26 protein-coding genes are annotated in these 26,917 nt (G+C 63.9%); 21 read left to right on the top strand and 5 right to left on the bottom strand.

Annotated elements, in window-relative coordinates:
* The first annotated feature begins 108 nt into the window (after positions 1 to 108).
* From CFK21_RS10040 to CFK21_RS09980, 13 genes are all read left to right on the top strand, one after another.
* A complete protein-coding gene (locus CFK21_RS10040) occupies positions 109 to 1,071 on the top strand; it encodes an acetyl-CoA carboxylase carboxyltransferase subunit alpha (protein WP_096366531.1) in 963 nt (320 codons plus the stop codon).
* Positions 1,072 to 1,148: 77 nt separating this feature from the next.
* On the top strand, positions 1,149 to 2,411 hold the full coding sequence (tilS, locus tag CFK21_RS10035; RefSeq protein WP_231971497.1) for a tRNA lysidine(34) synthetase TilS: 1,263 nt from the start codon (positions 1,149 to 1,151) through the stop codon (positions 2,409 to 2,411).
* Between the two features lie 248 nt (positions 2,412 to 2,659).
* The gene (locus tag CFK21_RS10030) at positions 2,660 to 4,321 is read left to right on the top strand and encodes a CTP synthase (RefSeq protein ID WP_096366530.1); all 1,662 of its coding nucleotides are present in this window, start codon (positions 2,660 to 2,662) and stop codon (positions 4,319 to 4,321) included.
* A 33-nt stretch (positions 4,322 to 4,354) separates the two neighbouring features.
* Entirely contained in the window at positions 4,355 to 5,191 is an 837-nt protein-coding gene (gene kdsA, locus CFK21_RS10025; protein WP_096367574.1) for a 3-deoxy-8-phosphooctulonate synthase, read from the top strand.
* Positions 5,192 to 5,409: 218 nt separating this feature from the next.
* Positions 5,410 to 6,693 (top strand): phosphopyruvate hydratase, encoded by a 1,284-nt coding sequence (gene eno / locus CFK21_RS10020; protein ID WP_096366529.1) that lies wholly within the window; start codon positions 5,410 to 5,412, stop codon positions 6,691 to 6,693.
* Between the two features lie 15 nt (positions 6,694 to 6,708).
* Positions 6,709 to 7,002, top strand: a complete 294-nt coding sequence (gene ftsB, locus CFK21_RS10015) for a cell division protein FtsB (protein WP_096367573.1) — start codon at positions 6,709 to 6,711, stop codon at positions 7,000 to 7,002.
* A gap of 104 nt (positions 7,003 to 7,106) precedes the next feature.
* Complete coding sequence (ispD, locus tag CFK21_RS10010) at positions 7,107 to 7,814, top strand: 2-C-methyl-D-erythritol 4-phosphate cytidylyltransferase (RefSeq protein WP_096366528.1); 708 nt, start codon at positions 7,107 to 7,109, stop codon at positions 7,812 to 7,814.
* The gene (ispF, locus tag CFK21_RS10005) at positions 7,811 to 8,284 is read left to right on the top strand and encodes a 2-C-methyl-D-erythritol 2,4-cyclodiphosphate synthase (protein WP_096366527.1); all 474 of its coding nucleotides are present in this window, start codon (positions 7,811 to 7,813) and stop codon (positions 8,282 to 8,284) included. Before ispD ends, ispF begins: the two co-directional genes overlap by 4 nt.
* A 787-nt stretch (positions 8,285 to 9,071) precedes the next feature.
* Positions 9,072 to 10,553, top strand: a complete 1,482-nt coding sequence (locus tag CFK21_RS10000; RefSeq protein WP_096367572.1) for a class I SAM-dependent DNA methyltransferase — start codon at positions 9,072 to 9,074, stop codon at positions 10,551 to 10,553.
* On the top strand, positions 10,550 to 11,806 hold the full coding sequence (locus CFK21_RS09995) for a restriction endonuclease subunit S (protein ID WP_096366526.1): 1,257 nt from the start codon (positions 10,550 to 10,552) through the stop codon (positions 11,804 to 11,806). The genes CFK21_RS10000 and CFK21_RS09995 overlap by 4 nt, the downstream gene beginning before the upstream one ends.
* 165 nt (positions 11,807 to 11,971) lie before the next feature.
* On the top strand, positions 11,972 to 12,508 hold the full coding sequence (locus tag CFK21_RS09990) for an REP-associated tyrosine transposase (RefSeq protein ID WP_096366525.1): 537 nt from the start codon (positions 11,972 to 11,974) through the stop codon (positions 12,506 to 12,508).
* 246 nt (positions 12,509 to 12,754) lie between these two features.
* Positions 12,755 to 15,145: an EcoAI/FtnUII family type I restriction enzme subunit R gene (gene hsdR / locus CFK21_RS09985; protein WP_096366524.1), complete on the top strand. Its 2,391-nt coding sequence runs from the start codon at positions 12,755 to 12,757 to the stop codon at positions 15,143 to 15,145.
* 225 nt (positions 15,146 to 15,370) lie between these two features.
* On the top strand, positions 15,371 to 15,982 hold the full coding sequence (locus tag CFK21_RS09980) for a transglycosylase SLT domain-containing protein (protein ID WP_441351066.1): 612 nt from the start codon (positions 15,371 to 15,373) through the stop codon (positions 15,980 to 15,982).
* Between the two features lie 19 nt (positions 15,983 to 16,001).
* Here CFK21_RS09980 and CFK21_RS09975 read toward each other — a convergent pair whose 3' ends face one another.
* On the bottom strand, positions 16,002 to 16,367 hold the full coding sequence (locus tag CFK21_RS09975; RefSeq protein WP_096366522.1) for a hypothetical protein: 366 nt from the start codon (positions 16,365 to 16,367) through the stop codon (positions 16,002 to 16,004).
* Between the two features lie 129 nt (positions 16,368 to 16,496).
* The gene (locus CFK21_RS09970; protein WP_178110274.1) at positions 16,497 to 17,051 is read right to left on the bottom strand and encodes a hypothetical protein; all 555 of its coding nucleotides are present in this window, start codon (positions 17,049 to 17,051) and stop codon (positions 16,497 to 16,499) included.
* Positions 17,052 to 17,276: 225 nt separating this feature from the next.
* Between CFK21_RS09970 and CFK21_RS09965 the strand changes: the two genes are divergently transcribed.
* Positions 17,277 to 18,176, top strand: coding sequence for a TauD/TfdA family dioxygenase (locus CFK21_RS09965; protein WP_231971494.1), 900 nt, complete (start codon positions 17,277 to 17,279; stop codon positions 18,174 to 18,176).
* 3 nt (positions 18,177 to 18,179) lie between these two features.
* Here CFK21_RS09965 and CFK21_RS09960 read toward each other — a convergent pair whose 3' ends face one another.
* Complete coding sequence (locus tag CFK21_RS09960) at positions 18,180 to 18,920, bottom strand: DUF72 domain-containing protein (RefSeq protein ID WP_096366521.1); 741 nt, start codon at positions 18,918 to 18,920, stop codon at positions 18,180 to 18,182.
* Positions 18,921 to 19,091: 171 nt separating this feature from the next.
* Between CFK21_RS09960 and truD the strand changes: the two genes are divergently transcribed.
* A complete protein-coding gene (truD, locus tag CFK21_RS09955) occupies positions 19,092 to 20,102 on the top strand; it encodes a tRNA pseudouridine(13) synthase TruD (RefSeq protein ID WP_096366520.1) in 1,011 nt (336 codons plus the stop codon).
* 206 nt (positions 20,103 to 20,308) lie between these two features.
* Here the strand turns inward: truD and CFK21_RS09950 are convergent, their stop codons facing one another.
* Complete coding sequence (locus CFK21_RS09950) at positions 20,309 to 20,866, bottom strand: Smr/MutS family protein (RefSeq protein WP_096366519.1); 558 nt, start codon at positions 20,864 to 20,866, stop codon at positions 20,309 to 20,311.
* A gap of 103 nt (positions 20,867 to 20,969) precedes the next feature.
* On the opposite strand from CFK21_RS09950, the gene surE reads away from it, so the two are divergent.
* The 5 genes from surE to rpoS are packed head-to-tail and all read left to right on the top strand — an operon-like array spanning position 20,970 to position 24,742.
* On the top strand, positions 20,970 to 21,713 hold the full coding sequence (gene surE, locus CFK21_RS09945) for a 5'/3'-nucleotidase SurE (protein WP_096366518.1): 744 nt from the start codon (positions 20,970 to 20,972) through the stop codon (positions 21,711 to 21,713).
* Entirely contained in the window at positions 21,714 to 22,370 is a 657-nt protein-coding gene (locus CFK21_RS09940; RefSeq protein ID WP_096366517.1) for a protein-L-isoaspartate(D-aspartate) O-methyltransferase, read from the top strand.
* On the top strand, positions 22,370 to 22,948 hold the full coding sequence (locus CFK21_RS09935; RefSeq protein ID WP_096366516.1) for a YqaA family protein: 579 nt from the start codon (positions 22,370 to 22,372) through the stop codon (positions 22,946 to 22,948). Before CFK21_RS09940 ends, CFK21_RS09935 begins: the two co-directional genes overlap by 1 nt.
* The gene (locus tag CFK21_RS09930; protein ID WP_096366515.1) at positions 22,948 to 23,733 is read left to right on the top strand and encodes a peptidoglycan DD-metalloendopeptidase family protein; all 786 of its coding nucleotides are present in this window, start codon (positions 22,948 to 22,950) and stop codon (positions 23,731 to 23,733) included. The genes CFK21_RS09935 and CFK21_RS09930 overlap by 1 nt, the downstream gene beginning before the upstream one ends.
* A gap of 37 nt (positions 23,734 to 23,770) precedes the next feature.
* Complete coding sequence (gene rpoS, locus CFK21_RS09925; protein WP_096366514.1) at positions 23,771 to 24,742, top strand: RNA polymerase sigma factor RpoS; 972 nt, start codon at positions 23,771 to 23,773, stop codon at positions 24,740 to 24,742.
* Positions 24,743 to 24,925: 183 nt separating this feature from the next.
* Here the strand turns inward: rpoS and CFK21_RS09920 are convergent, their stop codons facing one another.
* Positions 24,926 to 25,333 carry an Mth938-like domain-containing protein gene (locus CFK21_RS09920; protein ID WP_157745597.1) on the bottom strand — a complete coding sequence of 136 codons (408 nt, stop codon included), beginning with the start codon at positions 25,331 to 25,333 and terminating at the stop codon, positions 24,926 to 24,928.
* 253 nt (positions 25,334 to 25,586) lie between these two features.
* Here CFK21_RS09920 and alaC point away from each other — a divergent pair, with 253 nt between their 5' ends.
* Complete coding sequence (alaC, locus tag CFK21_RS09915) at positions 25,587 to 26,786, top strand: alanine transaminase (protein ID WP_172844287.1); 1,200 nt, start codon at positions 25,587 to 25,589, stop codon at positions 26,784 to 26,786.
* Positions 26,787 to 26,917 lie beyond the last annotated feature (131 nt).

Below are 26,917 nucleotides of genomic sequence, written 5' to 3'. Positions count from 1 at the left end.
CCCATCCTACATGATTGAAAACTCTGCGTTCTCTGCGCCTTCGCGCCTTTGTGTTGAACATCGGCAGCGGTTGCCGCCCTACCCGCAGCCGAGTATCCTTACGCCCCCATGAACCTGAACTTTCTGGATTTTGAACAACCCATCGCGGAACTCGAGGCGAAAATCGAGGAACTGCGCTATGTGGGCGACGATGCCGAGATCAACATCAGCGAGGAGATCCGGCGCCTGGAAGAGAAGAGCCGCTCGCTGACCCAGTCCATCTTCTCCAGGCTCAATGCCTGGCAGGTCGCCCAGCTGGCCCGGCATCCGCAGCGGCCCTATCTGCTGGACTACATCGCCCGTATCTTCACCGATTTCGAGGAACTGCACGGCGACCGCACCTTTGCCGACGACCCCGCCATTGTCGGCGGCGTGGCGCGGCTGGAGGGCGAGCCGGTGATGATCATCGGCCAGCAGAAGGGCCGCGACACCCGGGAGAAGCTGCACCGCAACTTCGGCATGCCGCGCCCCGAGGGCTATCGCAAGGCGCTGCGGTTGATGCAGACGGCCGAGCGCTTCAAGCTGCCGGTGCTGACCTTCATTGACACCCCCGGCGCCTATCCCGGCATCGGCGCCGAGGAGCGCGGCCAGAGCGAGGCCATCGCCCGCAACCTGCAGGTCATGGCGGAACTGAAGACACCTGTCATCTGCACCGTCATTGGCGAGGGCGGCTCCGGCGGCGCGCTCGCCATCGGTGTGGGCGACCGCTTGCTGATGCTGGAGTACAGCACCTATTCGGTCATCTCGCCCGAGGGCTGCGCCTCCATCCTGTGGAAGAGCGCCGAGAAGGCCGCCGATGCCGCCGAGGCCCTGGGCATCACCTCGCGCCGGCTGCTGGAACTGGGTCTGATCGACACCGTCATCGAAGAACCGCTGGGCGGTGCCCACCGCGATCCGGAACGCATGGCGGAACTGCTCAAGGCGCGGCTGCTGAGCGAGTTGGACAGCCTGCGCGGCCAGCCTCTGGATACGCTGCTGGAGACCCGCTACCGCCGGCTGCTCGAGTTCGGCGAGTACAACGAAAAGGCCTGACCCTTCTGAGCACCTCGACGCTCCCCCCGGTCGCCCGTCACATCAAGGAATGGATTCCCCAGGCGCAGGCCTGCTGGGTGGCATTGAGCGGCGGTCTGGATTCGGTCGTTCTGCTGCACCGGCTGGCCGATCAGCGCGAACAGCTGGGGATGCCGCTGGGTGCGGTGCATGTGGATCATCAGCTGCAGCCGGACTCGGCGCACTGGAGTGAGCGCTGCCGGGCGCTGTGCCAGGAGCTGGACATCCCCTTTGAACTGCACCGGGTCGAGGCCCGGCCCGGGCCGGGCGAGAGCCCCGAGGCCGCTGCGCGCGAGGCCCGCTATCGGGCGCTGCGTGAGTGGCTGCAACCGGATCATTGTCTGGTCACGGCCCATCACGAGGACGATCAGGCCGAGACCCTGCTGCTGCAGCTGCTGCGCGGCAGTGGACCCAGGGGGTTGGCGGGAATGCCCGCAGTGAGCGTGTTCGGCCCGGGCTGGCTGTGCCGGCCGCTGCTGGAGGTCACGCGTGCCCAGCTGCTGGAGTGGGCCCGGAACCGGGATCTGGACTGGATCGAGGATCCGAGCAACGCCGACCGGCACTATGACCGCAACTTCCTGCGCCACGAGATCCTGCCGCGGCTGCAGGCGCGCTGGCCGGGCGTGAAACGTGCCCTGGCCCGTGCGGCCCGCCACCAGGCCGATGCCGCCAGTCTGCAGGTCGATCTGGCCATCAGCGATCTGCTGCAGGTCGGCGGCCGGGGACCGGCCACCCTGTCGGTCGCGGCCCTGCTGCATTACACCCCGCCGCGTCGGCGCAACCTGCTGCGCTACTGGCTGCATGGCCTGGGCCTGCTCATGCCCAGCGAGGCGGTGCTGGAACAGATCGAGCAGAGCGTGCTGGGGGCCCGCGCCGATACCATGCCGCGGGTGCACTGGCCCGGGGGCGAGGTGCGCCGTTACCGGGACGATCTCTATGCCATGCCGCCGCTGCCCGTGCCGCCCGCCCAGCGACAGGGCTGGGACGGCGGTGACGTGAATATCCCTGCCGCCGCAGGCCGGCTCGAGGTCATGCCCACGCCGGGGCAGGGGCTGGCCCGGGAGGCGCTCGCCGGCCGTCGCCTGCAGCTCGGTTTCCGCGTCGGCGGCGAACGCCTGGCCCCGGCCGGTCGCGGTCATCACCACAGTCTCAAGCACCTGTTCCAGGAGCGCGGCATTCCCCCCTGGGAGCGCGACCGCGTGCCATTGGTGTACTGTGACGATGAACTCGTTGCCGTGGCCGGCCTGTGGCTCGCGGAGGGCTGGCAGGCGCGCGGCGAGCAGCCCGGCCTGGTATTGCAATGGAGCCGTTTGCCGGGCTGATTCCGCCCCGCTTTTCTGCGCCCGACCCGTAGGTCGGGTTAGCCCGAGAGGGCGTAACCCGACATTTGCCGGCTTCGTGTCGGGTTACGCTGCGCTAACCCGACCTACGATCAGCAATGGAGCCGTTTGTGATGCGGGTCGCGTTGTACGGGTGGGGGGGTTCTGGTATCGTTGACTCCCGTCCGTAGCGCCGCCCGCGTCATCCCGCCGGCCGCTGAATCTCGCTCCTCGACAACTGCTTGGATCGCATGACCCGATACATCTTCATAACCGGCGGTGTGGTTTCCTCACTGGGGAAAGGCATTGCCGCGGCCTCGCTTGCCGCCATCCTGGAGGCGCGCGGCCTCAAGGTCACCCTGATGAAGCTCGATCCCTACATCAATGTGGATCCGGGGACCATGAGCCCATTCCAGCACGGCGAGGTTTTCGTCACCGCCGACGGCACCGAGACCGATCTGGACCTGGGGCATTACGAGCGCTTCGTGCGCACCACCATGTCCAAGCGCAACAACTTCACCACCGGCCAGATCTACGAGAACGTCATCCGCAAGGAGCGCCGCGGCGACTACCTGGGCGGTACCGTGCAGGTGATTCCGCACATCACCGACGAGATCAAGCGTTCCATCGTCGAGGGCGCGGGCGATGCCGACGTCGCCATGGTCGAGATCGGCGGCACCGTCGGCGACATCGAGTCGCTGCCCTTCCTGGAGGCCATCCGCCAGATGGGGGTGGAACTGGGGCACGAGCGCGCCATCTTCATGCACCTGACCCTGGTGCCTTATATCTCCGCTTCGGGCGAGATCAAGACCAAGCCGACCCAGCACTCGGTCAAGGAACTGCGCTCCATCGGTATCCAGCCCGACGTGCTGCTGTGCCGCGCCGACCGGCCGCTGCCCGAGGACGAGCGGCGCAAGATCGCGCTGTTCACCAACGTCGAGGAGCGGGCGGTGATCTCGGCCCCCGATGTGGACAATATCTACAAGATCCCGCGCGTACTGCACGGCCAGCACCTGGACGACATCGTGGTCGACAAGATGCGCCTGGAACTGCCGCCGGCCGATCTGAAGGAGTGGGAGCAGGTGATCGAGGCCATGGAACATCCCGAGGGCGAGGTCACCGTGGCCATGGTCGGCAAGTACGTCAACCTGACCGAGTCCTACAAGTCGCTGTCCGAGGCCCTGATTCATGCCGGGGCCCATACCCGCACCAAGGTGAACATCACCTATATCGACTCCGAAGTCATCGAGCAGGAGGGCACCGGCTGCCTGGACCGGGTCGATGCCGTGCTGGTACCGGGCGGTTTCGGCGAGCGCGGCGTGGAAGGCAAGATCGCCGCCGTGCGGCACGCCCGCGAGCAGGGCATCCCCTATCTGGGCATCTGCCTGGGCATGCAGGTGGCGGTGATCGAGTATGCCCGGCACCTGGCCGGCCTGGCGGATGCCCACAGCACCGAGTTCCGGCCCGACACCCCCTATCCGGTCATCGCACTCATCACCGAGTGGAAGACCGAGGCGGGCACCATCGAGCGCCGCGACGAGAACTCCGACCTCGGCGGCACCATGCGTCTGGGCGCGCAGAAGTGCCGGTTGCAGGAAGGTTCGCTGGCGCACCGGCTCTACGGCCGGGACGTGATCGAAGAGCGCCACCGGCACCGCTACGAGTTCAACAACAACTACCGCGACAGCCTGCAGCAGGCCGGGCTGGTGCTGTCCGGCACCTCGCTGGACGATGAACTGGTCGAGGTGGTCGAGATCGCCGACCATCCCTGGTTCCTGGCCTGCCAGTTCCACCCGGAATTCACTTCCACCCCGCGCGACGGCCATCCGCTGTTCTCCGGTTTCATCCGCGCCGCGCGCGAACACGGCCGCAGCGCCGGCAGCAGTCAGGCCACGGACGCCGTCACCGCCTGACCGCATCAATTACGGTAACCTTCAATGGCAAACATGCAACTCTGTGGCTTCGAGGTCGGTCTGGACCGGCCCTTCTTTCTTATCGCCGGTCCCTGCGTGATCGAGAGCGAGCAGCTGGCGCTGGACACCGCCGGCGAGCTCAAGGCCATCACCGACCGGCTCGGCATCCCGTTCATCTACAAGTCCTCCTTCGACAAGGCCAACCGCTCCTCGACCCGAAGCTTCCGCGGCCCCGGCCTGGAGGAGGGCCTGCGTATCCTGCAGCAGGTGAAGGATGAAATCGGCGTGCCGGTACTGACCGACGTGCACGAGGACACGCCGCTGGAAGAGGTCGCCAGCGTGGTCGATGTGCTGCAGACCCCGGCCTTCCTCTGCCGGCAGACCAACTTCATCCAGAATGTCGCCCGCCAGGGCCGGCCGGTGAATATCAAGAAAGGCCAGTTCCTCGCCCCCTGGGACATGCAGAACGTGGTCGACAAGGCGCGCGAGGTCGGCAACGACCAGATCATGGTGTGCGAGCGCGGCGTGTCCTTCGGCTACAACACCCTGATCTCGGACATGCGCGGGCTTGCCATCATGCGCGCGACCGGCGCCCCGGTGGTGTTCGACGCCACCCACTCGGTGCAGCAGCCGGGCGGGCAGGGCACCAGCTCCGGCGGCCAGCGCGAGTTCGTCCCGGTGCTGGCGCGCGCCGCCGTGGCCGCCGGCGTCTCCGGTCTGTTCATGGAGACCCATCCCAATCCGGCCGAGGCCCTGTCCGACGGCCCCAATGCCTGGCCGCTGGGCAGCATGGAAAATCTGCTGGCCACGCTGAAGGTCATCGACGCGGCGGTGAAGGAGCGGGGGTTTGCCGAGGCGGAGTTGATGTAGGTGCATCCTTGTAGGTCGGGTTAGCCCGACAGGGCGTAACCCGACGTTATTGCCGCGTTCCTGTCGGGTTACGCTACGCTAACCCGACCTGCATGCCGGCACAGCGGACACCCGAACCCGCCACGACAAACCCTCCCGAGTGCGCTAGAATTGGCGCCATTCATGCCGGGTAATCGACTTTAAGTTTAAATCGTAACTAGAAGAAATCTGGAGAAAAGATGTCTCAGATTAATAATGTCCGCGCGCGCGAGATCCTGGATTCGCGCGGCAACCCCACCGTCGAGGCCGACGTGCTGCTGGAATCCGGTGCCGTGGGCCGCGCTGCCGTGCCTTCCGGGGCCTCCACCGGCAGCCGCGAGGCGGTGGAGTTGCGCGACGGCGACAAGCACCGCTACAACGGCAAGGGCGTGCTGCAGGCCGTGGAGAACGTCAACACCGAGATCCGCGAGGCCCTGCTCGGCATGGACGCGAAGGCCCAGAAGCAGATCGATGAGAAGCTGATCGAGCTCGATGGCAGCGAGAACAAGTCGCGCCTGGGCGCCAACGCCATCCTGGCGGTATCGCTGGCCAATGCCCAGGCCCGCGCGCGCGAGACCGATCAGCCGCTGTACCGGCTGCTGGGCGGCAAGGGCCCCTTCACCCTGCCGGTGCCCATGATGAACATCCTCAATGGCGGGGCGCATGCCAGCAACAGCGTGGACATGCAGGAGTTCATGATCCTGCCGGTGGGCGCGGCCACCTTCCGCGAGGCGGTGCGCTACGGCGCCGAGGTCTTCCATGCGCTCAAGGCCGTGCTGGCCGGGCGCGGTCTTGCCACCACGGTCGGCGACGAGGGCGGCTTCGCTCCGGACCTGCCCTCCAACGAGGCCGCCATCGAGGTGATCCTGGAGGCGATCGAGAAGGCCGGTTTCGCCGCCGGCGAGGAGATATTCCTCGGCTTGGACGCGGCCAGCAGTGAGTTTTACAAAGACGGCAAATACGTACTGGAATCCGAAGGCAGGAGCTTCAGTTCGGCCGAGTTCGTCGAGTATCTGGCCGACTGGTGCGACAAGTACCCGATCATCAGCATCGAGGACGGCATGGCCGAGGACGACTGGGACGGCTGGAAGGCGCTGACCGAGAGGCTGGGCGAGAAGGTGCAGCTGGTCGGCGACGACCTGTTCGTCACCAACCCGAAGATCCTGCAGGAAGGTATCGACAAGGACATCGCCAACTCCATCCTGATCAAGGTCAACCAGATCGGCACCCTGAGCGAGACCCTAGAGGCGATCGAACTGGCCGCCAGGGCCGGTTACAGCTCAGTGGTCTCCCATCGTTCCGGCGAGACCGAGGACGTGAGCATTGCCGACATCGCCGTGGGCACCGCCTCCACCCAGATCAAGACCGGTTCGCTGTCGCGCTCCGACCGGGTGGCCAAGTACAACCGGCTGATGCGCATCGAGGACCAGCTCCAGACCCTGGCCAGCTATGCCGGGCGCAGTGCCTTCAAGCAGCTGGGATAGGTGGGCACCGCGCTGATGCGCTGGTTGCTGCTGATCCTCGGCCTGATCTTCCTCGGCCTGCAGTACAAGCTGTGGGTGGGGGAGGGCAGCCTGGCCGAGGTCTGGCACCTCAAGGGCGCGGTCGCGGAACAGGGGGCCGAGAACGAGGAACTGCGCGAGCGCAACCGCGCCCTGGACGCCGAGGTGCAGGACCTCAAGCAGGGACTTGAAGCGGTCGAGGAGCGTGCCCGCAGTGAACTGGGCATGATCCGCGACGGCGAGACCTTCTATCAGGTCATCGAGTCCGACAGGAAAGAAACGGATGATTAGCTCTGTAGGTCGGGTTAGCGCAGCGTAACCCGACAGGGCTGCCTACGGGTGTCGGATTACGCCCTGACGGGCTGATCCGACCTACGGGACCTGGACACCTGCTTATGTCACACAGCCAACGCTACTGGGCCGTCGTCCCCGCCGCCGGCATCGGCCGCCGCATGGGCGCCGAGGTGCCCAAGCAGTACCTGCCGCTCGGGCGCCAGACGGTGCTTGAACACACCCTGGATGCCCTCTACGAGGAGCCGCGCATCCAGGCCGTCTGCGTTGTCCATGCTGTCGACGATCCCTACTGGAAGACACTGCGGTATTCGGCTCCGCGTCCCCTCATCGAGGCGCCGGGCGGCGCCGAACGCAGCGACTCCGTCCTCAGTGGCATTCTCAACCTGCTCACGCAGGCGCACCCCGACGACTGGGTGCTGGTCCACGACGCCGCCCGGCCCTGCCTGCGGCGCGAGGATATTGCAAATCTCATGGATACCCTGACTGAGGACGAGGTCGGCGGCCTGCTGGCCGTGCCCACCCGCGACACCATGAAGGAGGCCGACGACCAGGGCCGCGTGGTCGCCACCCTCGATCGCAGTGTCATCTGGCACGCGCTCACCCCGCAGATGTTCCGGCTGCAGACCCTGCACGAGGCCCTGGTCCGCGCCCGCGACGACGCCCGGCCCGTGACCGACGAGGCCTTCGCCGTCGAACACCTTGGCCTGAAACCGAAACTGGTCGAGGGCCACGCCGACAACCTGAAGATCACCCGGCCCGAGGACCTGGCCCTGGCCGGATTTTATCTGCAACAGCAGGAGCGGTTATGAGAATCGGACAGGGCTTCGATGCCCATGCCTTCAAGCCGGGCGGCCGGCTGGTGCTGGGCGGGGTCGAGATCCCGCATGATCAGGGGCTGGAAGCCCACTCCGACGGCGACGTCGCCCTGCACGCCCTGTGCGATGCCCTGCTGGGTGCCGCCGCCCTGGGCGATATCGGCCGGCACTTCCCCGACAGCGATCCGCAGTACAAAGGCGCGGACAGCCGCGTGCTGCTGCGCGAGGTCATGCAGAAGATCGCGGCGAAGGGCTACCGTGTGGTCAACGCCGATCTCACCCTCATCGCCCAGGCCCCGAAACTCGCCCCCTATATCGAGACCATGCGCGCCAACATCGCCGCCGATCTGAACCTCGACCCCGACGGCGTCAACGTCAAGGCCACCACCACCGAGCGGATGGGCTTCACCGGCCGCGGCGAGGGCATCGCGGCCTTCGCCGTCGTGCTGATTGAAAACCTGTAGGACGGGTTTGGTGATCGTTGTCGGGTTACGCTACGCTAACCCGACCTACGAAGTGCAGGAGCAGAGTAGGTCGGGTTAGCCCGTGAGGGCGTAACCCGACAGGGTTCCGCCGCAACGGGCACATAGCTCGGGTTAGCCCGCAGGGCGTAACCCGACAGGATTCCGCCGGGACAAGTACGTAGGTCGGGTTAGCCCGCAGGACGTAACCCGACATATGCCGCGCCTGTTCAGAAAATATGCAGTACGTAGGTCGGGTTAGCCCGCAGGGCGTAACCCGACATATGCCGCGTCTGTTCAGAAAATATGCAGTACGTAGGTCGGGTTAGCCCGCAGGGCGTAACCCGACATATGCCGCGTCTGTTCAGAAAACATGCAGCTACCAACAGAATAACAACCGCAGATGAGCATCACCCGCAAACAGATCTTCGAAACCCTGACCCTCGCCCGCGGCCGCGAACTCGCCGCCGATTTCGGCATCGAGGGCCTCACCGGCCTGAACAAACCCGATTTCGTCGCCATCCTCAGCCGCAAGCGCAGCCTGCCGGTCGAGTACCTGCTGCACGCACTCAAGCGTGCCGAACTCAAGACCCTGTGCGAGGCGCAGGGCCTGGACAGCAGCGGCCGCGAGAAGCAGCCCCTGATCGACCGACTGCTCGGCAACGAGCCGCCCGAGCCTGAATCAGAGCCCGAAACCGAATTCGAATCTGAACCGCCCGCCAGACAGGCAACCCCCAAACCCAGGCCCGCGCCACGTCCGGCCGACCGCAAACGGGAACCGACCGCCCCAATGTTCGAGCAGACCTTCAAGAACATCGATAACGTCCTGTGGAAGGAAGCCGGCTGCGCCACCGAGCTGGACTACACCGAGCAGACCTCCTGGATGCTGTTTCTCAAGTATCTGGACGACCTGGAACGCAGGCGGGCCGATGAGGCGGAACTCCGCGGCAAGGATTATGCACCCATCATTGAAGAGGCCTTCCGCTGGTCCAGCTGGGCCGCGCCCAAGGACGAGGAGGGCAATTTCGATCACGACAATGCCCTGACCGGCCCCGACCTGATCACCTTCGTCAACACCGAGCTGTTCCCCTACCTGCAGGGCTTCCGCGAACGCGCCGCGAACACCGACACCATCGAGTACAAGATCGGCGAGATCTTCAGCGAGATCCGCAACAAGTTCCAGAGTGGCTACAGTCTGCGCGACGCCCTGGAATATGTGGACGCACTCAGCTTCCGCTCCCAGAAGGAGAAGCACGAGCTGTCGCACCTCTACGAGGCCAAGATCCGCAACATGGGCAACGCCGGGCGCAACGGCGGCGAGTACTACACCCCGCGCCCGTTGATCCGCGCCATGATCCGGGTGATCGACCCGCGGATCGGCGAAACCATCTACGACGCCGCGGCCGGTTCCTGCGGCTTCCTGTGCGAGGCCTACGACTACCTGCGCTACGGCCCCGAGGGCCCGGACGGGGCCAACCATCCGAAGCTCTCCACCCAGGACCTGGAAACCCTGCAGACCCGCACCTTCACCGCCAAGGAGAAGAAGAGCCTGCCCTATGTCATCGGGCTGATGAACATGATCCTGCACGGCATCGAGGCGCCCAACATCATCCACACCAACAGCCTCACCGAGAAGCTCGCCGACATCCAGGAGAAGAACCGCTTCGACATCATCCTCGCCAACCCGCCATTCGGCGGCAAGGAGCGCAAGGAGATACAGAACAACTTCGATATCAGGACCGGCGAGACCGCCTTCCTGTTCCTGCAGCACTTCATCAAGCATCTCAAGGCCGGCGGCCGCGCGGCCATCGTCATCAAGAACACCTTCCTTTCCAACTCCGACAACGCCTCCCGCGCCCTGCGCCGGGAACTGCTGGAGAACTGCAACCTGCACACCATCCTCGACTGCCCCGGCGGCACCTTCCTCGGCGCCGGCGTGAAGACCGTGGTGCTCTTTTTTGAGAAGGGCCGGCCCACGCAGAACATCTGGTACTACCACCTCGACCCCGGCCGCAGCCTGGGCAAGACCAGCCCGCTCAACGATGACGACCTGCAGGAATTCGTCGAGCTGCAGGCGAGTTTTGCCGACTCCGATGAATCCTGGACCGTGAACATCGAGGACATCGACCCGGAGACCTGGGACCTGTCGGTGAAGAATCCCAACAAGGTCGAGGAGGATCCCCTGCGCGATCCGGAGGTCATCATCAACGAGATCGAGACGCTGGATCGGGAGAGTGAGGAGATTCTGGAGGGGATTAGGGGGATGTTATGAGACCTGACTGGGATTGGCGTGCATTGAGTGATGTTTGTCAGATTAAGCCTCCCAAAAGAGAGGCTAAGCTGCGGCTTGCAGATGATGATTTAGTGTCCTTCGTCCCGATGGATCAGCTTGGAATTCGCGAAAAACAACTGCGGCTGACTACCGACAGACGGTTATCCGAAGTCGCGGGGAGCTATACCTACTTTGCGGAGGGTGATGTGTTGCTAGCAAAGATTACTCCGTGTTTCGAGAATGGAAAGCTGGGTATCGCGCGTGGCCTAACCAATGGGATTGGATTTGGGTCGAGTGAATTCATCGTATTCAGATCTGGCGATGAGCTTGATCCGGAATTCCTTTTTTATTTTCTTTCGCAAGATAGCTTTAGGGAAGCCGGTGCCAGCGTTATGTCCGGCGCGGTCGGTCACAAACGTGTACCGAAAGAATTTATTGAAAATCATCCGATACCTTTGCCGTCTGTGGCTGAACAAAAACGCATCGTCGCCATTCTCGATGAGACCTTCGCGGGGATTGAAACGGCCATCGCCAATACCGAAAAGAACCTCGCCAATGCGCGGGAGTTGTTTGAGAGTTATTTGAATTCCCTGTTTCAGGTGCTTGATGAAAAATATTCAAAAGTCCGCTTTGGTGACGTATGTGAGTTTGTTCGTGGCCCTTTTGGAGGGAGTCTCAAGAAATCGATATTTGTTCCGGAAGGCTATGCAGTATATGAGCAACAACATGCCATAAATAACCAGTTTGATGAGGTCAGGTATTTTGTTGACGGCGGTAAATTTCAGCAAATGGCCAGATTTGAGCTGAAGCCGGGAGATCTTATCATGAGTTGTTCTGGCACAATGGGTAAAGTCTCTATAGCGCCATCAGGTCTGAAGCGTGGAATTATCAATCAGGCATTACTGAAGTTGACGCCATCCAATGATGTTCTATCTGAATTCCTGAAATTCTGGATGGAGTCAGGTGCTTTTCTGAATGAAATCTCCAAGCATTCTGTTGGGGCAGCGATGAAAAACGTTGCTTCTGTGAAGGTGCTAAAGGAAATCCGGGTTCCAATGCCACCAATCGATCAGCAGGAAAATATCATTCTGAAATTGAACGAGCATCGTCAAACGACGGGTGAATTGGAAAATATATATAGGAAAAAGCTTTCAGCTCTTGCCGAACTCAAACAATCCCTCCTGCAAAAGGCCTTCTCCGGCGAGCTGACGGCGGACAAGGCCGAAGACGAGGTGCAGGAGGCCGTGGCATGACCGCGGCCGTGCATGGCGAGGCGTAGGTCGGGTTAGCCCGAAGGGCGTAACCCGACGGGATTCCGGCGTTATGTGTCGGGTTACGCTTCGCTAACCCGACCTACGGGGTGGTGTGGGGGTTGTTCGGCAACGTGAACAATATGCAATTACGACAAGGATGTCGTTATGAACTACCGACGCAATTTCGTGGCGGGCGGGTGTTTCTTTTTCACGCTGGTGACGGCCGGCCGCCGGCCGATTCTGACCCGCATGAATTCGGTCGCTGTGCTGCGCGAGGCCTTTCGGTCGGTCCGGACCCGCTACCCGTTCCGGATGGATGCGGTGGTGATCCTGCCCGACCATCTGCATTGCATCTGGACGCTGCCGGAGGGCGATGCGGATTTCGCGACCCGCTGGCGGCTGATCAAGACGGGGTTTACCCGGCATTGCGATCCGTTGTTGCGCGGAATGGCTTCGCAGCGCCAGGCGAAAAGGGGCGAAGGCGGGGTCTGGCAGCACCGATACTGGGAACATACGTTGCGCGACGCTGATGATTATGTGCGGCATGTGGAATATATCCATTACAACCCGGTGAAGCATGGCTATGTGGGGTCGGTAGCGGATTGGGCCTGGTCGAGTTTTCATCGGTATGTGGGGATGGGGGCGTATCCGCCTGATTGGGGTGGTGGGTGCGTGGATTTTGAGGGGGTTGGGCGGGAGTGACCGCCGTGTCGGGTTACGCTGCGCTAACCCGACCTACATCAGCCGTGCTTCATTTTCGTAGGTCGGGTTAGCCCGAAGGGCGTAACCCGACATGGGGTAATAAGAAGATTTTCCTGAGCGGGCTTTGACTCGGGCAGAGACAACCGATATTGTGTTGCTTAATAATTTATCAAAAACAACATATTAAGAAACCCGGGCACGACAATATTCCCTGATCGGGTTTTGATTATCTGATGGCTGTCAGCAATGAATGAAGCCGAAACCCGCGCCGAACTCATCGACCCGGCCCTGAAGGAGGCCGGCTGGGGCGTGGTCGACGGCAGCAGGCCCAGGCGTGAGGTGATTATTGCGCCCGGTCGCCTGATCGGCGGTGGCCGTCGCGGGCAGCGGGATATCGCGGATTACGTCCTGACCTACCGGGGGCAGAATCTTGCGGTGATCGAGGCCAAGAAGTGCGGCCTGCCGGTGACCGAGGGCTTGGGCCAGGCCAAGCGTTACGCCGAGCGGCTGCAGGCGCGCTACGCCTTCGCCACCAACGGCGAGGACATCTACCGGGTGGATATGCACACCGGCACGGAAGGGCCGGTGGAGGCCTGGCCGGCGCCGGATGACCTGTGGAATGCGACCTTCGCCGAGCGCAAGGTCTGGCGCGAGCGCTTCGGGGCGGTGCCCTTCGAGGCCCGGGGCGGGGCTTGGGAGGCGCGCTACTATCAGCACAACGCTATCAACAGCGCCCTGGAGGCCATTGCCGACGGTCGCGACCGCATCCTGCTGACACTCGCCACCGGCACCGGCAAGACGGCCATCGCCTTCCAGATCGCCTGGAAACTGTTCCACGCCCGCTGGAGCCTGGTGGCACGGGAGAGCGGGGAGACGGGGCGGTTGCCGCGTATCCTGTTCCTGGCCGACCGCAACATCCTGGCCGATCAGGCCTTCAACGCTTTCTCGGCCTTTCCCGACGACGCCCTGGTGCGGATCGATCCGGAGTCGATCCGCAAGAAGGGCCGTGTGCCCAAGAACGGCAGCCTGTTCTTCACCATCTTCCAGACCTTCATGAGCGGGCGCGACGCCGAGGGCAATCCGCAGCCCAGCTTCGGCGACTATCCGCCGGATTTCTTCGATTTCATCGTCATCGACGAGTGCCACCGGGGCGGAGCCAACGATGAGAGCACCTGGCGCGGCATCCTGGAGTACTTCAGCCCCGCCGTGCAGTTGGGGCTGACCGCCACGCCCCGGCGCGACGCTAACGCCGACACCTACGACTACTTCGGCGAGCCGGTGTACATCTATTCCCTCAAGGACGGCATCAACGACGGTTTCCTCACCCCGTTCAAGGTTCGCCAGATCGCCACCACCCTGGACGAGTATGTCTACACCTCGGACGATCAGGTGGTGGAAGGCGAGATAGAGGAGGGAAAGCGCTACATCGAGGACGACTTCAACCGGGTCATCGAGATCGAAGCGCGCGAGAAGTATCGGGTGAAGCTGTTCCTGGAAAGTATCGACCCGCGCGAGAAGACCCTGGTGTTCTGCGCCACCCAGGAGCATGCGCTGGCGGTGCGGGACCTGGTCAACCAGATGAAGTCCAACCCCGATCCGCACTACTGCGAACGGGTCACCGCCAACGACGGCGCCGAAGGCGAGCGCTGGCTGCGTGCCTTCCAGGACAACGAAAAGACCATCCCGACCGTCCTCACCACCTCGCAGAAGCTCTCCACCGGCGTGGACGCCCGCAATGTGCGCCACATCGTGCTGATGCGGCCGGTGAATTCCATGATCGAGTTCAAGCAGATCATCGGCCGCGGCACCCGCCTGTTCGAGGGCAAGGACTACTTCACCATCCACGACTTCGTGAAGGCCTACGAACACTTCGAAGATGAGGAATGGGACGGTGAGCCGCTGCCGCCCGAGCCCTGCGGTCGCTGCGGCAACAGCCCCTGCACCTGCGTGGTGGACCCGCCCCGGCCCTGTCCGGTCTGCGGCCAGCGGCCCTGTGTGTGCGAGAAACCACCGCCAGAGGCATGTCCCGTCTGTGGCGAGTATCCCTGTGTCTGTGACAACCGCCGGAAGGTGAAGGTTAAACTCGCGGACGGCAAGGAACGGACCATACAGCACATGGCCGCCACCAGTTTCTGGAGCCCGGACGGCAAACCCATCTCGGCGGCCGAGTTCGTCCAGCGGTTGTTCGGCGAGCTGCCGGAGCTGTTCCGCAACGAGGATGAGCTGCGCGAGCTGTGGAGCGATCCCGAAACCCGTCGCCGGCTGCTGGCGGGGCTGGAGGAGAAGGGCTATGGCATCGAGCAGTTGCGCGAGATCGGGAAGCTGATCGAGGCCGAGAACAGTGATCTCTACGATGTGCTGGCCTACATCGCCTTCGCCCTGCCGCCGGTGACCCGGGCCGAGCGGGTGGCGCTTCACCGCGAGGACATATTCCGGCCCTATGATTTTCATCAGCGGGAGTTCTTGGATTTTGTGCTGAATCACTATATCGAGCGCGGCGTCACCGAGCTCGATACCGAGAAGCTGCCGCAGCTGATCACACTGAAATACAATACAGTTGATGACGCGGTATATGAGCTGGGCGAAGTGAAAAATATTCGGGAAGTTTTTGTCGGATTCCAGCGTAATCTGTATTGAGTGTCGGGATTGAGTTGAATTTTTGTCGGGTTACGCTTCGCTAACCCGACCTACGGGATAAGACAAGATGCCAACGTAGGTCGGGTTAGCCCGAAGGGCGTAACCCGACAGGATTCCGCCGCAATGAGTGAAGCGGGCAGGTCGGGTCAGAAGAGTAGGTCGGGTTAGCCCACAGGGCGTAACCCGACAAGGTGTAGGAATGCGATGACTGTATCCATGTTGAATATGAAACGGACGGCAATGATTCTGCTGGTATTGGCCCTGGCCGGCTGCGCCGCCAGCCCGCCGAAACAGCAGCACGACCTGTGCGCGGTGTTCGACCAGCATCCCGACTGGTACGACTACGCCAAGCAGTCGGAGGACAGGTGGGGCGTGCCGGCGCATATCCTCATGGCCTTCGTGCGCCACGAATCCAGCTACCGGCATGATGCCAAACCGCCGTTCGAGTGGTTCCTGTTCATCCCGCTGGGGCGGCCCTCATCGGCCGAGGGCTATGCCCAGATCCAGGACCCGGCCTGGAAGGACTACCGACGCGAGACCGGCGGCCTGTTCAAGAGCCGTTCGGATATGGAGGACGCGCTGGATTTCGTCGGCTGGTACAACCACAAGAGCAACAGAGTGCTCGGTATTTCCAAATGGGACCCGAAGAACCTCTATCTCGCCTACCATGAGGGCCATGGCGGTTACCGCCGTGGCACCTACCGGAACAAAAGGTGGCTGCTGCGCGTGGCCGATCGCGTCGATCACACAGCGCGGGAATACGGTGCCCAGCTGCGTCGCTGCGAGGAACGGTTCAAGTGCCGGAGGTGGTACCAGGTGGGGCCGTTGTGCGGCTGAACCGCAGTGGCAGCGGACCTCAGGGCCTGGAGACCACGAAATCGCTGGCGCTGAATTTTGCCCAGTCGTTGTAGCGGATGGCGCGCCAGGCGTTTTTCCAGTCGAAGCGGTTGCGGTCGAATTTGATCACGAAATAATTGCCGGTCTCGATGCGGACATAGAGCACGCCGTCCTGAGTGCGCAGAAAATCATGGATGGCCATGATCTGTTGTGTGCCTTCCGCGCCCTCGGCGTAGAAGGTGCCGATGCGGTATTCCGGCGGTTCGGGCTCGCGGGTGAACAGCCCTGACAGTGTATCCGGATGAGTGCGCAGATAGATGCTGGTCGAGACAACCAGGAACAGGGTGGCGCTGAAGATCAGGGCCCAGACCGGTCGGGTGATCATGACGGACTCCACAGACGGCGCACCCCGGCCTCATGCCGAGGCGCCGGTGCATGACACGCGCCTCATCCGTTGATGCATGTTCCTGAGCCAGAGTCTATCCAAGCCCCGGCGCCGCAATTGTGAACGGCATCACAAAATGCCGGACGGCGTCTGCGGGTCAGTTGCCGGATGCAGCATTCCCGCGGGCGAGCCTTCTGCCGCGGCGTGTTGCGGCATCCCGGTATCGAAGTGGTTGTCATCGACTCCGTCGGACAGGCGCAGGAACACCCCGAGGGCGGCCAGCAGCAGGGCGGCGCTGACGATGATGGCAACGGGGTAGAACAGATTGCCGGCCATTTCCAGCTGACTGTACTTGATCACCATGAGCAGCCCCTCGAGCGCCAGTGCGATGCAGACGATACTGATGAAGCGGGGCAGGGTGCGGCGCAGCACCACGATGACGTGGGTTTCGTCGCTCCGGTATTCCTTGTGCACGACCAGCCCGAGTTCGAAGGTGGCCAGGGCGACGACGGCGGTGTTGATGGCCTTGATGAACGATTCCACCAGATCGGTATCGCCGGCAAAGCCATGCCAGATGCTGGCGACCGTGATCCCTGTCAGGACGAGTGTCAGGATGAGGAATATTCCGGTGAAGATGAATACCATCAGATACCGGAAGTGATTGAGGGATAGGATTCGTTCCATGACCGCTCCGTTGATTTGCGGGTACTGCATCCGTCCGTGCGAAATCGCGATTACGGGTACGGCGTCATGATAGGAGCCTGAACGGCGGCGGCCATGATGGCCGTCACAGTCTGGAATCTGTTCATGAGACCGTCATCCGAGCGGGGGGGGTTGATGCATGTCAAACCCTGTCAGCGTGCGCAGGGTTAGACTGCCGAGCGTCGTACCGATACGCCGGAGCAGATCATGTCTTCCATGCATGCCGCCTGCATGCCCGATCCCTTTGACCTGAACAATCCCGCGGCCTTTGCGCGCTGGAGCGAGGCCAGGCTGGCCGGCTATCCCCGCCGGTTGGAAGACCTGGTGGTTGAGATCGGCGATCCCTATCGCCTGACCACGGCTGAGTACGAGGCGATGGCCGACCGCATCCGGCGCGCCAACATGGTGATCTATGCCGGCCCGCCGGGCGTGGAGCGCGATGTGGTGATGGCCCTGGGGCAACGCTTCGGTCTGCGGCGGCTCGATCGCAACTGGCTGGCGGATTCCGACGGCCTGACCCCGCTGAGCGTGGCGGCCGATGGAACCCGAAGCGGCTACATCCCCTATACCGACCGCGCCATCAGCTGGCATACCGACGGCTACTACAATGCCCCGGATCGGCAGATCCGTGGACTGCTGCTGCACTGTGCGCAGCCTGCGGCGGCCGGCGGCAGCAACGGGCTGCTCGATCCCGAACTCGCCTATATCCTGCTGCGCAATCTCAACCCCGACTATGTCCGGGCGCTGATGGCGCCCGATGCGCTTACCATTCCTGCCGGTACCCAGGCGGGCGGGAGCCCCCGACCGGCCCGCTCCGGGCCGGTATTCAGCATCGATCCGCAGACCGGCGCCCTGCACATGCGGTATACAGCGCGCCAACGCAATGCCGTCTGGAAGGCGGAGGGTCCGGTTCAGGAGGCCCGGGCCTGTCTGGAATCCCTGCTGCAGGATGAGTCATCCAGCTGCGTTCTGCGCGGCACCCTGCAGCCGGGCATGGGCCTGATCAGCAACAATGTGCTGCATGACCGGACCGCCTTCATCGATTCCGCCGAGCGGCCCAGACTGCTGTTCCGCGGCCGCTACTATGACCGCATTGCACTTGCCTGAGCACTAACGGCTTCCCCATGACAGCCGGTCGTGCAGATAACGACGCAGCTGGGCAGCGTTGTGAAAGGCATGACCCGCCGCGTCGTTGTTGAAGTAGGCGTACAGATCCATTCCATCCCGGACCCGGTCGGCCAGCCGCTCCGCCTCGGCCGTCAGATACTGATGGCTGTAGCGGTGGCTGTAATCGATGCCGTGATAGCGCAGGTAGAGCCAGTCGGCGGTGGCGATCCGGGGATGCTCCGGCAGCAGGTCGTGGATGCACAATCCCACGCCGGCCTCCCTGAGCCGGTCGAATACGGTATCATCCAGCCACCCCGGATGGCGCAGTTCCAGGGTCCAGCGATAGCCGGACGGCAGGCAGGCGAGCAGACCGTCCAGGCGGTCGAGGTTCGGGCCCCAGTGGGGCGGGAGCTGGATCAGCAATGGACCGAGTGCGTCGCCCAGCAGCCGGGCGCGTTCGAGGAAGCGTCTGACCGGCTGCGCCGGCGCCTTGAGGTATTTGACATGGGTGAGATAACGGCTGACCTTGAGGGCGTAGACAAAGCCCGCCGGCGCGGCTTCGCGCCAGCGCTGGAAGGTATCCGCTTCCGGCAGCCGGTAGAAGGTGTTGTTGATCTCGACCGTGTCGAAGCGGTGGCTGTAATAGTCGAACCAGGCCCGCTGCGGCAGCTTCTGCGGGTACACCGGGCCGCGCCAGTGCCGGTACTGGTAGCCGGAGGTGCCGATATAAACCCGTCCCGTCATGCCCACCCATTATTGATGTTTGCATATTTCGTGAAATTCCCAGGTTGGGTTGGCCCAAATGGCGTAACCCAACATCCCGGACCGGATTCGTCGGGTTACGGCGCTGCCGCGCCTGACCCAACCTACGGGTCCACATGTTCACCATTCACGCAAGTCTCAAAAGGATAGCGAATGGAATACCATCCTGCCTTCGGCCCGCCGCTCGGCCGCGGCCGGCTGCGCGTCGAGCCCGAGGATTTCGTCGTCATCGAGCAGCCCCTGGTGGAACCTGCGGATCAGGGCGAGCATGCCTGGTTGCGGGTGCGCAAACGCGGCCAGAACACCGACTGGGTGGCCGGGCAGCTGGCGCGCCTGGCCGGGGTGAAATCACGTGACGTCAGCTACGCCGGATTGAAGGACCGCCACGCCGTGACCGAGCAGTGGTTTTCGGTGCAGCTGCCGGGGCGCGCGGATCCCGACTGGTCCGTACTGGACGCCGAGGGCGTGACCGTGCTCGAGGCGCGGCGGCATTCGCGCAAGCTGCGCCGGGGCGCGCTGCGCGGCAATCGTTTCCGCCTGCGGCTGCGCGACTTTACCGGCGATGTCGATGCCCTGCTGGAACGGACAGAGGTGATCGCTTCCCGCGGCCTGCCCAACTATTTCGGCGCGCAGCGTTTCGGCCGGGAGGGCGGCAATCTGGCGGCGGCCCGGCGCATGTTCGCCGATCCGCGCCGACGCCTGCCGCGCCAGAAACGCAGCCTGTATCTGTCCGCGGCCCGCAGTTATCTGTTCAACCGGATTCTGGCCGAGCGGGTGCGCCGCGGTGACTGGGATCGCTGCCTGTCCGGCGATGTGATGCAACTGGACGGGCGCAGCGCCCTGTTCGCCGTCCCGGCGTGCGATGATGAGATTCAATCCCGCCTGGCCGCGCAGGAGATCCATCCCACCGGGGCGTTGTGGGGGCGGGGCGAGTCGCTGGCCGGCGATGAATGCGCGCGGCTGGAAGCGGCCTGCCTGGAACCGGAAGCCGCGCTGTGCGAGGGGCTGGAGCGGGCAGGGATGGAACTGGACCGCCGGGCCCTGCGGGTACGGGTGGAAGGGTTGCGGGTGACGCCGGAGGGTGGCGATCTGTGGCTGGAGTTCGGCCTGCCTGCCGGCAGCTATGCCACTGTGCTGCTGGAGCAGCTGGTGGAGTGGGACTAGTGACTGCGGCGAGGGGAACGCGGAGGCGCAAAGGTTTCAATTATTGGAAAGAACAACCCTGCGTTTCCGCGTTGACATCGCCCAAGGCGTAGGTCGGGTTAGCCTGAAAGGCGTAACCCGACACCCTCCGCGGCATGTCGGGTTACGCTGCGCTAACCCGACCTACATCACTGCGTTGACAGCATCCAGCCCAGAGATGCACCACCTCACCGCAGCGCCTTGAGCAGCACATAGATCGCCCCGGTGCCGCCGTCCACCGGTCGGGCCGAGCAGAAGGCCAGCACCTCGTCGCGCTGCTGCAGCCAGCGGGCGACCTTGTGCTTGAGCACCGGGATGCGCTGTACCGAGCCGTGGCCCTTGCCGTGGATGATGCGCACGCAGGTCTGCTGACTGCGCCGGCAGCGGTTCAGGAAGGCCACCAGGGCTTGGCGCGCCTCCGGTACCCGCATGCCATGCAGGTCGCACTCGGCGGCGACCGCGAACTGGCCGCGCCGCAGCCGCTTCAGCAGCCGGTGCTGCAGGCCGGGCCGGGCGAACAGCAGTTCCTCTCCGGTCTCCAGCTCGGCCGGGTCGTATTCGTCGGAGAGCATGTCGCGCAGCACGGCCAGATCGTCCTGCTCACGGAACTGCGGCCGTGGCGTCGGCGGCGGCGGGCGCAGTTCGACCCGGTCCCGGCGCAGGGGGCGCACCGGCCCGACACTGTCCCGGAACAGCGCCCGGTCGGCCTCGGTCAGGGTCGATTTGGGGCGACGCGGCTTGCTCATGGGGGCATCTTGCCACGAACCCCGGCGCAATGACCATGCGACAGGTCGCCGGGCTTCCAGTATGATTTCATTCTGGTACAACGCGACTTTTTCGAATCACTCTATGCACCTGCTTCTCAGCAACGACGACGGCTATCATGCCCCGGGCCTGGCGGCCCTGGCCGAGGCCCTGCGCCCGCTGGGGGACATCACCGTGGTCGCCCCCGACCGCAACCGCAGCGGCGCCTCCAACTCCCTCACCCTGGACAGCCCCCTGCGCATGACCCGCCAGGACAACGGCTTCTACAGCGTCGATGGCACCCCCACCGACTGCGTGCACCTGGCCATCACCGGCCTGGTGGAGCAGGAACCGGATATCGTAGTCTCGGGCATCAACGCCGGCGCCAACATGGGCGACGACGTGCTCTACTCCGGCACCGTCGCGGCGGCCATGGAGGGCCGTTTTCTGGGACTGCCCGCGATTGCGGTCTCCTGCGTGGCCGCCCAGCCCCAGTTCTTCGACACCGCCGCCCGGGTGGCGCGCTGGCTGGTGGACAAGCTGCAGCGCGACCCGCTGCCGGCCGATACCATCCTCAACGTGAATGTGCCGGATGTGCCCTGGGAGGATCTGACCGGCTTCCAGGCCACCCGGCTCGGCCATCGCCACAAGTCCGAGCCGGTCATCCGCATGGAGGATCCACGCGGCCGGCCGATCTACTGGGTCGGCCCGGCCGGGGCCGAGCAGGACGCGGGGCAGGGCACCGATTTTCATGCCGTGCGTCACCACGCGGTCTCGATCACCCCGATCCAGGTGGATCTGACCCGCTACGACGCCCTGGACAAGGTGGCAGGCTGGCTGGAGCAGTAGATGCGCAAACAGTACGACGGCATCGGCATGACCTCGCAGCGCACGCGCGACCGGCTGGTGCAGCGGCTCAAGGACAAGGGTATCAGCAACCCGGCGGTACTGGAGGTCATGCGCAAGACGCCGCGCCACCTGTTCGTGGACGAGGCGCTGTCCAGCCGCGCCTACGAGGACACGGCCCTGCCCATCGGTTACGGCCAGACCATCTCCCAGCCCTACATTGTCGCGCGCATGACCGAGGAGATCATGAAGGGCAATCCGAAGACGGTGCTGGAGGTGGGCACCGGCTCGGGCTACCAGGCCGCCATCCTGGCCCAGCTGGTGGAGAAGGTATTCACGGTCGAGCGGATCGATCCGCTGCTGCGCCAGGTGCGCCAGCGCCTGCGCAGTCTGGGGCTGCACAATGTCCAGCTCAAGCACAGCGACGGCAGCATCGGCTGGGCCTCCAAGGGGCCGTTCGACGCCATCCTGCTCACCGCCGCCCCGGAGCAGATCCCGACCGCCCTGCTGGAGCAGCTGGCCGACGGCGGACGCATGGTCGCACCCATCGGCAGCGCCCGCGAGCAGCGCCTGGCGGTGATCACCCGCCGCGGCAATGTCTGCGAGCAGGAGAACCTGGAACTGGTCAGCTTCGTGCCGCTGCTGGGGGGGCTGGGCTGATGCGCCTGTTCGGCGGCCTGTATACGCGGGTGATGCGCTGGTCGCGTCATCCGCATGCCGAGCGTTACCTGGCCGGGCTGAGCTTCGCCGAATCGTCCTTCTTCCCCATCCCGCCGGACGTGATGCTCGCCCCCATGAGCCTGGCCCGTCCCGACCGGGCCTGGCACTACGCCGGGCTGACCACACTGGCCTCGGTGCTCGGCGGCATCCTCGGTTACGCCATCGGCGTGTTCGCCTTCGAACTGGTCGAGCCGCTGCTGCACGAGGCCGGCTACTGGGACAAGTATCTGCATGCCCGTGACTGGTTCGCCGAGTGGGGGTTCTGGACGGTGTTCATCGCCGGCTTCTCGCCCATTCCCTACAAGATCTTCACCATCGCCGCCGGCAGCCTGTCCATGGCGCTGTTTCCTTTTATCATCGCCTCGGCCGTGGGGCGCGGAGCGCGCTTCTTTCTGGTGGCCGGTCTGCTGGCCTGGGGCGGGCCGCGGCTGGAGGCGGCCCTGCACCGCTATGTCGAGGCCCTGGGCTGGCTGGTGATCGGCGGCGGGGTGGTGGCCTATCTGTTGCTGAGGGGCTGATGCGGCGGGTGCTGTCCCAGTTCGTCCGGTTGCTGCTGCTGGCGGTCCTGCTGGGCGGCTGCGGCGGGCGTGCGCTGGCCCCGGTCGGTGTACGCGGCGAGCCCGATCTTGACCGGCCGTCCTACCACAGCGTTGAGCGCGGCGAGAGCCTGTATTCCATTGCCTGGAAATACGGCCTGGACTACCAGCAGCTGGCCAGCTGGAACGGCATCGGTTCGCCCTACACCATCTATGTGAATCAGCGGCTGCGGCTGCGCCCGGCCGCGCCCTCGGCCCGGGCAGATTCCCGGCCGGCACCGGCTCCGGCATCGCGCCCGGCCCCCGCCCCCGAACGGGATATCCGGGTCCGTTCCAGCCCCGCCCCGCGCGCCCCGACGACCGCCCCTGACCGTTACAGCTATCCGGATCGGGTCAGCACCTGGCGCTGGCCGGTGCAGGGCCGGATCCTGCGCCCGTTCGACCCGAACTCGCCCGGCAAGAAAGGCATTACAATAAGTGGGGAAAAAGGCGAAAAAATCCGCGCGGCGGCGGCGGGAAGAATCGTCTACAGCGGCAGTGGACTTGTCGGTTATGGCAGGCTTATCATCGTGAAGCACAGTGAGGATTATCTCAGTGCCTATGGTCACAACGACAAGCTGCTGGTCAGCGAGGGCGATGTGGTCAAGGCCGGGCAGGTGCTGGCCCTGATGGGCAGCAGTGGGACCAACCGAACCCAGCTGCACTTCGAGATCCGCCGTAAAGGCAAGCCGGTGGATCCGCTGCAGTACCTGCCGCGTCGCCACTGATGCAGTCTTGCCGGGATAATGAAGCGAGGGGAATCCCATGGCAAAGAATCCGAAGGTCGACATTTCCGCCAGCGGCATCCAGGCCGCGCAACTCGAAGACAACGACGAAGACCCCGAACTTGAACAGCCCGCAGCCGAAGAGGAGGTCGTGTTCGAGGCCGGTGCCGTGCCGGATCACCAGATCGATGCCACCCGGCTGTACCTGAACGAGATCGGCTTCGCGCCGCTGCTGACGGCCGAGGAAGAGGTCTACTATTCACGCCTGGCCCAGCGCGGCGACGAGTCCGGCCGCCAGCGGATGATCGAGAGCAACCTGCGGCTGGTGGTCAAGATCGCCCGGCGCTACATGAACCGCGGCCTGGCCCTGCTGGATCTGATCGAGGAGGGCAATCTGGGCCTGATCCGCGCGGTGGAGAAGTTCGATCCCGAGCGCGGCTTCCGTTTCTCCACCTATGCCACCTGGTGGATCCGCCAGACCATCGAGCGGGCGCTGATGAACCAGACCCGCACCGTGCGTCTGCCGATTCACATCGTCAAGGAGATCAACGTCTATCTGCGTGCGGCGCGCAAGCTGGCGCAGAAACTCGACCATGAACCCTCGCCCGAAGAGATCGCCGAGTTGCTGGACAAGCCGCTCGAGGACGTCGAGCGCCTGCTGGGGCTGAACGAGAAGACTGCCTCGATGGACTCACCCATCGGCGGCGACTCGCATCGCTCGCTGCTCGATGCCCTGCCGGACGAGAACAACCCCGACCCCTCCGACCTGCTGGCCGATGATGACGTCCACGACAATCTGGACTTCTGGCTGGATCAACTCAACCCCAAGCAGCGCGATGTGGTGGAGCGCCGCTTCGGCCTGCACGGCCACAAGACCTGTACCCTGGAGGAAGTGGGAAGGGAGATCGGCGTGACCCGTGAACGGGTGCGTCAGATCCAGATGGATGCGCTCAGGCGTCTGCGCGAGATACTGGAGAGCGAGGGCTTCTCCCATGATGCGCTGTTGCGATGAATCAGGTAATCCCTGAATAATTTCCCTTTCGTCATCCCGGCGCACGCCGGGATCCAGAAGAAGCAGAAATGTAGGTCGGGTTAGCGCAGCGTAACCCTACAATACAGCGCGAATCCTGTCGGGTTACGCCTTTCAGGCTAACCCGACCTACGTCCGCTTCCCCCATGCGTATAAGGTTTGCGCTCAGATCATCATCAACGCCGCCACCACATTGCGGTCCTCCGAGGCCAGCACGGCAAAGGTGCGGCAGGCCGCGGCGGTGTCCATCACCTCCAACCCCACCCCGGCGGCCTGGACCCGGTGCATGATGGCCGCTTGCGGAAACCGCAGGCTCGCTCCCGTGCCCAGCACCAGGATCTCGGGTTCCATTCCGAGCAGGACATCGATGTGCTCCAGCTGCAACTCGGCCATGGTCTCGGGCGGCCAGTCGGTGCTCAGCCGGGTGGCCGAGATGATGAGGCTTTCCCGGTAGACATCCTCGTTGATCCGGATCTCGCCGGGGCCATAGCCGCGGATGGCGTAGCTGCCGGTATTGGTGTCCTGGGCGAAGTGCATGGACACAAGATAGTCGCCCGCGGCACCCGGGTGCAAGACGGCGTCCCGGTATGCGTAGGTCGGGTTAGCGCAGCGTAACCCGACATGTCTGTGTGGATCACGTCGGGTTACGCCCTGCCGGGCTAACCCGACCTACGGGGCTCAATCCGCGGCATGCGTATAACCTTATAAAATTCAGTAAGCTAGTTTTGGATCTGTGTGTTGTCTCTCTTGTATATCCGGCGCAATTTAAGTAAATTGCAGCGTTCGATTTCATAAACCGGCAGCACACAGACTCGGGTACCCAGCCTTGTTGGACGAATTTCAGCGCATCAAACGCCTTCCTCCCTATGTTTTCAATATTGTCAACGAGTTGAAGGCAAAGGCGCGAGCGCGGGGGGAGGACATCATCGACTTCGGCATGGGCAATCCCGATCAGCCCACGCCGGATCACATCGTCGCCAAGCTGGTCGAGGCCGCCCAGCGCCGGGACACCCACCGTTATTCGCTTTCGCGCGGTATCCCGCGGCTGCGCCGGGCCATCTGCCGCTGGTACAAGCAGCGCTACGACGTGGATCTGGATCCCGAGACCGAGGCCATCGTCACCATCGGTTCCAAGGAGGGCCTGGCGCATCTGGCCCTGGCCACGGTGGGGCCGGGCGATGCGGTGCTGGTGCCCAACCCGGCCTATCCCATTCATCCCTACGGCTTCGTCATCGCCGGCGCCGATATCCGCCATGTGCCGCTGGTGCCGCACATCGACTTCTTCGTCGAACTTGAGAAGGCGATCAAGGATTCCTGGCCCAAGCCCAAGATGCTGGTGCTGAACTTCCCCGGCAACCCGACCACCCAGTGCGTGGACCTGGAGTTCTTCGAACGGGTGGTGGCCATCGCCCGCGAACACCAGATCTGGGTGGTGCAGGACCTGGCCTATGCCGACCTGGTGTTCGACGGCTACACCGCACCGTCCATCCTGCAGGTACCGGGGGCGCGCGAGGTGGCGGTGGAGTTCTTTTCCCTGTCCAAGAGCTACAACATGCCCGGCTGGCGGGTCGGTTTCATGTGCGGCAACGAGACCCTGGTCGCCGCGCTGGCGCGGATGAAATCCTATCTCGATTACGGCATGTTCACGCCCATCCAGGTCGCGGCCATCAGCGCCCTGGAAGGGCCGCAGGACTGTGTCGAGGAGATTCGCGAACTCTACCGCAAGCGCCGCGACGTGCTGTGCGACGGCCTCAACGCCCTGGGCTGGGAAGTGGAGAAGCCGAAGGGAACCATGTTCGTCTGGGCGCCCATTCCCGAACAGTACCGGCACCTGGGCTCGCTGGAGTTCTCCAAGAAGCTGCTGGCCGAGGCCAGGGTGGCGGTCTCGCCGGGGATCGGCTTCGGCGACTACGGCGACGACTATGTGCGCTTCGGCCTGATCGAGAATGAACACCGTACCCGCCAGGCGGTGCGCGGCATCCGCGACATGTTCCGGCGGGACCAGAAGAAGGCCTCGGCGGGGTGAATGCGAACATGATCATGGCCACGGAATACACGGAAAAACACGGAAAGAGCATGATGCATTGAAACATCAATGCCTGACAGTTTTCCCGTCATACCGGCGCATGCCGGAATGACGATTTTTGTCTATTTTTA

Source organism: Thiohalobacter thiocyanaticus (assembly GCF_002356355.1).
Classification (GTDB): Bacteria; Pseudomonadota; Gammaproteobacteria; order Thiohalobacterales; family Thiohalobacteraceae; genus Thiohalobacter; species Thiohalobacter thiocyanaticus_A.
Note: the sequence above shows the minus strand (reverse complement) of the source record. Positions and strands in the feature narration are given on the sequence as shown.

Bases quoted from the DNA above. Each gene is read 5' to 3' on its own strand.
- CFK21_RS09980 (WP_441351066.1), top strand. From the start codon at position 15,371: ATGAAACGGACGGCAATGATTCTGCTGGTATTGGCCCTGGCCGGCTGC.
- ispD (WP_096366528.1), top strand. From the start codon at position 7,107: ATGTCACACAGCCAACGCTACTGGGCCGTCGTCCCCGCCGCCGGCATC.
- hsdR (WP_096366524.1), top strand. From the start codon at position 12,755: ATGAATGAAGCCGAAACCCGCGCCGAACTCATCGACCCGGCCCTGAAG.
- CFK21_RS09930 (WP_096366515.1), top strand. From the start codon at position 22,948: ATGCGGCGGGTGCTGTCCCAGTTCGTCCGGTTGCTGCTGCTGGCGGTC.
- CFK21_RS09935 (WP_096366516.1), top strand. From the start codon at position 22,370: ATGCGCCTGTTCGGCGGCCTGTATACGCGGGTGATGCGCTGGTCGCGT.
- CFK21_RS10040 (WP_096366531.1), top strand. From the start codon at position 109: ATGAACCTGAACTTTCTGGATTTTGAACAACCCATCGCGGAACTCGAG.
- ftsB (WP_096367573.1), top strand. From the start codon at position 6,709: ATGCGCTGGTTGCTGCTGATCCTCGGCCTGATCTTCCTCGGCCTGCAG.
- CFK21_RS09990 (WP_096366525.1), top strand. From the start codon at position 11,972: ATGAACTACCGACGCAATTTCGTGGCGGGCGGGTGTTTCTTTTTCACG.
- surE (WP_096366518.1), top strand. From the start codon at position 20,970: ATGCACCTGCTTCTCAGCAACGACGACGGCTATCATGCCCCGGGCCTG.
- rpoS (WP_096366514.1), top strand. From the start codon at position 23,771: ATGGCAAAGAATCCGAAGGTCGACATTTCCGCCAGCGGCATCCAGGCC.
- kdsA (WP_096367574.1), top strand. From the start codon at position 4,355: ATGCAACTCTGTGGCTTCGAGGTCGGTCTGGACCGGCCCTTCTTTCTT.
- CFK21_RS09975 (WP_096366522.1), bottom strand. From the start codon at position 16,367: ATGATCACCCGACCGGTCTGGGCCCTGATCTTCAGCGCCACCCTGTTC.
- CFK21_RS09950 (WP_096366519.1), bottom strand. From the start codon at position 20,866: ATGAGCAAGCCGCGTCGCCCCAAATCGACCCTGACCGAGGCCGACCGG.
- CFK21_RS09940 (WP_096366517.1), top strand. From the start codon at position 21,714: ATGCGCAAACAGTACGACGGCATCGGCATGACCTCGCAGCGCACGCGC.
- CFK21_RS09960 (WP_096366521.1), bottom strand. From the start codon at position 18,920: ATGACGGGACGGGTTTATATCGGCACCTCCGGCTACCAGTACCGGCAC.
- truD (WP_096366520.1), top strand. From the start codon at position 19,092: ATGGAATACCATCCTGCCTTCGGCCCGCCGCTCGGCCGCGGCCGGCTG.
- CFK21_RS09970 (WP_178110274.1), bottom strand. From the start codon at position 17,051: ATGGAACGAATCCTATCCCTCAATCACTTCCGGTATCTGATGGTATTC.
- CFK21_RS10000 (WP_096367572.1), top strand. From the start codon at position 9,072: ATGTTCGAGCAGACCTTCAAGAACATCGATAACGTCCTGTGGAAGGAA.
- CFK21_RS10030 (WP_096366530.1), top strand. From the start codon at position 2,660: ATGACCCGATACATCTTCATAACCGGCGGTGTGGTTTCCTCACTGGGG.
- ispF (WP_096366527.1), top strand. From the start codon at position 7,811: ATGAGAATCGGACAGGGCTTCGATGCCCATGCCTTCAAGCCGGGCGGC.
- CFK21_RS09965 (WP_231971494.1), top strand. From the start codon at position 17,277: ATGTCTTCCATGCATGCCGCCTGCATGCCCGATCCCTTTGACCTGAAC.
- eno (WP_096366529.1), top strand. From the start codon at position 5,410: ATGTCTCAGATTAATAATGTCCGCGCGCGCGAGATCCTGGATTCGCGC.
- CFK21_RS09995 (WP_096366526.1), top strand. From the start codon at position 10,550: ATGAGACCTGACTGGGATTGGCGTGCATTGAGTGATGTTTGTCAGATT.